The 5541-nt window shown below is 68.1% G+C and carries 5 protein-coding genes; 1 reads left to right on the top strand and 4 read right to left on the bottom strand.

From position 1 onward, the window contains the following. Positions 1-967 precede the first annotated feature (967 nt). Positions 968-1138, top strand: coding sequence for a hypothetical protein (locus tag QZY48_RS18580; protein ID WP_295433951.1), 171 nt, complete (start codon positions 968-970; stop codon positions 1136-1138). Between the two features lie 200 nt (positions 1139-1338). Here QZY48_RS18580 and dinB read toward each other — a convergent pair whose 3' ends face one another. From dinB to QZY48_RS18605, 4 genes are all read right to left on the bottom strand, one after another. After that, a complete protein-coding gene (gene dinB, locus QZY48_RS18590) occupies positions 1339-2520 on the bottom strand; it encodes a DNA polymerase IV (protein ID WP_295433953.1) in 1182 nt (393 codons plus the stop codon). Beyond that, entirely contained in the window at positions 2517-2663 is a 147-nt protein-coding gene (locus tag QZY48_RS18595; protein ID WP_295433955.1) for a hypothetical protein, read from the bottom strand. Before QZY48_RS18595 ends, dinB begins: the two co-directional genes overlap by 4 nt. A gap of 325 nt (positions 2664-2988) precedes the next feature. Then, positions 2989-3519 (bottom strand): DUF2939 domain-containing protein, encoded by a 531-nt coding sequence (locus tag QZY48_RS18600; protein WP_295433958.1) that lies wholly within the window; start codon positions 3517-3519, stop codon positions 2989-2991. After that, on the bottom strand, positions 3516-5417 hold the full coding sequence (locus QZY48_RS18605; protein WP_295433962.1) for an ATP-binding cassette domain-containing protein: 1902 nt from the start codon (positions 5415-5417) through the stop codon (positions 3516-3518). The genes QZY48_RS18600 and QZY48_RS18605 overlap by 4 nt, the downstream gene beginning before the upstream one ends. Between the last annotated feature and the right edge of the window lie 124 nt (positions 5418-5541).

The raw sequence follows: 5541 nt of genomic DNA on the forward strand, positions 1-5541 counted from the left end.
ATGAGGCTATGGTTGAAAAGCGTATTGCACAAATGGCGGTCAGGCATGATCAACGGCGTAGCGATATCGAGCGGCGTTACAAGATAGCCTAGCCAGGCTAGTTGAAAAGCGGCCAGAATTCAAGTTAACAAAGTAGAATTAACCTGTCGGCTGGCGTTGGGCAATTCTCTCATTAACTGGTGTGGGCTGGAAGCATGGTGAACGCTCGCCGTTCCTATGGCGACGTCAATCGGCATCCTACCGGCGGAGGGCGGAACTCTGCGGGAGGTTCGGCCGACATCGCGGGAGTCGTGGCGGATCGCCCTGCGGGCATCCGCCTTGTTCCCGTTTCCACGAAATTTGGGTGCTTGGCCGGCGCCCTCGGCTAGAGCAGGCACAAAAAAGGCGGCTCGCGCCGCCTTCTTCAGTTTCACGGAGTCCGCGGTTACCCGCCCATGCCACCCAGGGCGTAAGGCACGAGCGGAATCAGGCAGATGGCAACCGCCATCCAAATTGCAGTGTTGGTCTTGGAGCGCAGGGTCGCGTCACTCATGTCAGTAACCTCAAGTCAGATGGCTGGGCCGTATCTCTGATTCGTGTAGCAAGCTGGACCAGGGGTTGCGGGGGTCGATCCGGGAGGATTAGCGCTCCGACTCCTTGTCGCCCGCCTACGCTTCAAACGATAGGTTGCGCCAGCGGAAAGCTGAAATCGTTGTTCCTACCATAACGATCAAGTATTGAGGAGGCCGCACCGGATGCAGCGGTCGTGGCCGTGCCGGATGCAGCGGCAGCCCACCGCGGGCCCCTTGGTGCCCACCCCGGGCGAGGCCGTCACGCACCTGGTCAACCCGGCCTGGAGCACCAACCCCATCTGAGCGTTCGCTGACGATCCCACTCAGCTTGTGTCTACCCGCCCTGCCTTACGCTGTGCCCAAGGTCGCGATCAACCGCGGCCTGGTCACGCCACACAGCGTCAGGAGATCGGCTCATGTACACCTCCCCACTCCACTGCCGGAACCAGCGTACCGCCTCGAAGGCCCGCACCCTGCGGCCGTCCCAGGCGGCTACCCGCCACAGCATCGAGCGAGATCTGAAGGTCGCCGACATGATCGCCCGCGCCATCCAGGACAACGCGTCCCAGCTCTATCGCGGCGCTTGATCGTGCTGGCGGCCTCGGCCCGTTCACCAGACTGCGCCCGGAGTCGGACCCAGCGACTCCGGCCAGTTCATGCCTTTGCCCTGGCTCCCACATCGACCGCCCCAGGCTGCACCTGTTTCCCGGGATAGCCCTCCACCCGTGCTTTGAGCGTCTGCCCCGGCCGAAAGGTCACGACCCGGCGGGCACTGATCGGGATCTCTTCACATCCCACGGCGCAAGGCACCGGCGCCAAAGCGCGCGTGGATACGCTCGACCGCGACCGTGAGACGCCGCTCCCGCTCGCTGTCCGCGGGGCGCTCGGCCGCGCTGTCGAACAGGTCCGGCTGGACCGGCCCCGGGCTCCCCAAGTCGGCGATCCCCAGGCCGATCAGGCGCACGGGCTTACCCTGCCAGCGGCCAGCCTCGAACAGCGACCAGGCGGCGGCGACCAGGGTACGCGCGTCGTCGCTGCGCTGCGGCAGCCGCCGTTGGCGGGTATGGGTCTCAAAGCCGCAGAAGCGGATCTTCAGCGTCACGGTGCGCCCCGCGATCCCCTCCTGCCGGGCCGCGGCGGCGATCTCGGCCGCCAGGTCGCGCAGGGTGTCGCGCAGGATCTGGGGATCGGCAATGTCCACCCCGAAGGTGGTCTCCTTGGAGAGTGACTTACGGGCGGCGCACTCCCCGACCCGATCGGAGGCGATGCCCCGCGCCTGCTGATAAAGGCTGGCGGCGGCGCGGGGCCCCAACTGGGCCTGCAACCGGGTGAGCGACAACCCGCGCAGGTCGGCGACGGTGTGCACTCCGAGCCGCGTGAGCAGGGGCAGGGTCCGGCGGCCGACCCCGCGCAGGACGCCGACCGGCTGCCCGCCCAGGAAGTCCAGAACCTGTTCGGGTGTCACCACGATCAACCCATCCGGCTTGCCGAAGTCCGAGGCGATCTTCGCCACCAGCCGATTCGGGCCGATCCCGGCCGAGGCGGTCAGGCCGACCGCGGCACGGATCGCTTCCTTGATCCGTCGGCCGATGGTCTCCGGCGGGCCGACCAGGTGCCCGAGCCCGCTCACGTCGAGAAAGGCCTCGTCGATGGAGATCGGCTCCACCACCGGGGCACAGGCGGCCATGACCGTGCGGATCTGCCGGGCGACCTCCAGGTAATGCGCCATGCGCGGGCGCAGGTAGACCGCGTCCGGACAGCGCCGGTGGGCCTCGTTGATGGGCATGGCCGAGTGGATACCGAAGCGCCGGGCCTCATAGGAGCAGGTGGCCACCACCCCGCGCCCGCCGGGCTGGGCGCCGACCACGACCGGGCGCCCGCGCAGGGTCGGGGCGTCGCGCTGCTCGACCGCGGCGTAGAAGGCGTCCATATCCAGGTGCATAACCCAGCGCGGGGTTGCGGTGCTCATGGTCCTGGCGCTCGATTTGGTGACGGCAACCGGCATCCTACCGGAAGCCGCGGCTCGCGTGCGATCAGAACTGATGTGGTGACCGAGATCCCGGGTACGCTGTCGTTGTCGTTGTCGTTGTCGTAATCGATTAATCCGACCACGATTACGACAACGACAACGACGACGACAACGACGCCCGATCCGTGAGAACGTCCGCCGGCTGTAGCTGTAGGGTGCGCATCGCGTACCCGGCTCCGGCGATCGTGGCAGCTTGGCGGGTACGCGATGCGTACCCTAGGACATGTGCGTTAACACATCAGTTCTAATCACACCCGGCGCGGAGCCCGGGCTCGCGCACGATGGCGCCGGGATGCGAGACTCTAACGATGTCCAAAGCCCTGACTGCCGGAGGTAACTGCCGGAATTAGGTCTAACCCTAGCGGGCCCTTGCCGCGCCCGGTCGGCGGCCCGCTTTCATTCGTTGCATCAGAAATACAGGGCACTGACCCGCCACCCGCCCCCGGTGAAGCGCATCCGGACCACGACCGGCGCCGTGGCCCCGCCGCCCAGGCGCAGTGTGAAGTGCAGCGGGTGGTCGAAGAAGGCCCAGGAGAGGGCGGGCCAGAGGCCGGTGCCGGGCGGGGACCGGGACAGCAATTGTTCCCGCACCCAGGCCAGTGTGACCTCCTGGTCCAGGGCGCTGGTGCCGCGGCGCCGGATGGCCTGTTGCAACCAGTCGATGAAGTCGTCGGAGAAGGGACCCAGGGTGCCGCCGGCGTCCTTGTTGAGGCTGCGGCGGATCGCATCCCGGACCGCGGCGAGGTCCACCAGCCGCGCCAGGCTGGCCTGGTCGTCCCGAACCAGTGCCCGATCCAACTGCCACAGCGTCAGAAAGGGCCAGAACAGCCAGCCGTACATGACGAGCAGCAGTGTCATCAGGACCCGGCCTAAGTGCCGCCGACGGGCACTGATGAGCCGGCCGCCCCACCGGGTGCCGGCCGCGGGCCGGAGCCTCATGCCGACTCCGCTTGCCGCTGCTCCAACTCCTCCCCGACCTCCAGCCACTGCGTCTCGGCGACCGCCAACTCGGCCGCGACCCGGTTGCTCTCCTCCATCAGGGTCAGCAGGCGCGGTTTGGCCTCCGGGGCATAGATCTCGGGCTGCGCCAGGGCGCTCGCCAGTTCCTGATGCCGGGCGGCCAGCCGCTCCAGGGTCCGCTCCAGGGCCTGGAGGCGGTTGCGCAGGGGTTGCAGGGTCCGGCGCAGGTCCGCGGACTGGCGGCGCTGCTGCTTGCGGTCGGCGCCCTCGCGGGCCTCGGTCTCGGGGCGCGCGCCGGTGCGATCGGGGTCGCGGGCGGCGAGCCAGGCCGGGTAGTCGTCCAGGTCCCCATCGAAGGGCGCGACCAGGCCGCCGTCCACCAGCAGCAGGGTATCGGCGGTCACGCGCAGCAGGTGCCGGTCGTGGGAGACCAGCACCAGGGCGCCCTCGTACTCCTGGAGCGCCTCGCTCAGGGCGTGGCGCATCTCCAGGTCCAGGTGGTTGGTGGGCTCGTCCAGCAGCAGCAGGTTGGGGCGCTGACGGATCAACAGGGCCAGCACCAGGCGCGCCTTCTCGCCGCCGGACAGGGGCGCCACCGGGCTCGAGGCGCGATCCCCATCGAAGCCGAAGCCGCCCAGGTAGTCGCGCAGGGCCTGCTCGGTGGCCTTGGGGTCCAGGCGTTGCAGGTGCTTGAGCGGGCTCTCATCGATCCGCAGTTGATCGAGCTGGTGTTGGGCGAAGTAGCCGACCTTCAGTTCCTGGGCGGTCTCGCGGCGCCCGGCGCTGGGTGCCAGGTCGCCGGCCAGGACCTTGACCAGCGTGGACTTGCCGGCCCCGTTGCGCCCGAGCAGGCCGATCCGGTCGCCCGGGTTGAGGCTCAGGTTCAACCCCTTGAGGATGGGCCGGTCGGCATAACCGGCGGCCAGCCCCTCCAGACGCAGCAGCGGGTGGGGCAGGTGGGTCGGGGCCTCGAAGCCGAAGTGGAAGGGTGAGTCGACATGGGCCGGGGCGATCAGCTCCATGCGCTCCAGGGCCTTGATCCGGCTCTGCGCCTGCCGGGCCTTGGTCGCCTTGGCCCGGAAGCGCTCCACGAAGCTGTGGATGTGGGCGACCTCGCGCTGCTGGCGTTCGTAGGCGGACTGCTGCTGCGCAAGCCGTTCCGCGCGCTGGCGTTCGAAGGCCGAATAGTTGCCGGCATAGAGGGTGAGCCGCCCCTGCTCCAGGTGCAGCGTGTGGCTGACCACGCTGTCCAGAAAGTCCCGGTCATGGGAGATAAGGATCAGGGTGCCCTGATAGGACTTGAGCCAGCCCTCCAGCCAGATCACCGCATCCAGGTCCAGGTGGTTGGTCGGCTCGTCGAGCAGCAGCAGGTCGGAGCGGCACATCAGGGTGCGGGCGAGCGCCAGACGCATCCGCCAGCCGCCGGAATAGCTGTTCACCGGGCGGCGCTCGTCGCCTGGGGAGAAGCCCAGCCCGTGGAGCAGGCGCCCAGCGCGGCTCTCGGCCCCATAGCCCCCGATGGACTCCAGCCGGCCAGCCAACTCACCGTGGCGCAGCCCGTCCCCGGCGGCATCGGCGGCGGCCAGGTCCAGTTGGATGCGCCGCAGTTCCCGGTCGCCGTCCAAGACGAACTCGATGGCCGGTCCCGCGCCGTCCGGGGTGTGCTGGGCGACATGGGCCAGTTCCCAGCCGGCCGGCAGTGAGCAGTCCCCGGTGTCCGCGTGCAGTTCCCCACGCAGCAGCGCAAACAGGCTGGACTTGCCGGAGCCGTTGGCCCCCACGAGACCGACCTTCTGACCCGGATAGACGGTCAGACTGGCCCCGGACAGCAGCAGCCGCGGACCGCGGCGCATTGACAGATCAGTAAGTTGCAGCATCTTCAGTGGCACGTCCAGCGGGCAAATGTGGTCGTTGTCGTTGTCGTTGTCGTAATCGGAGAAGCGATGCAGTTTGAGGTGCGAGAGAATCCGGGGCGCCAGCATAACCTCGATTACGACAACG

The sequence above is a fragment of the uncultured Thiodictyon sp. genome, assembly GCF_903828115.1.
Taxonomy (GTDB): Bacteria; Pseudomonadota; Gammaproteobacteria; order Chromatiales; family Chromatiaceae; genus Thiodictyon.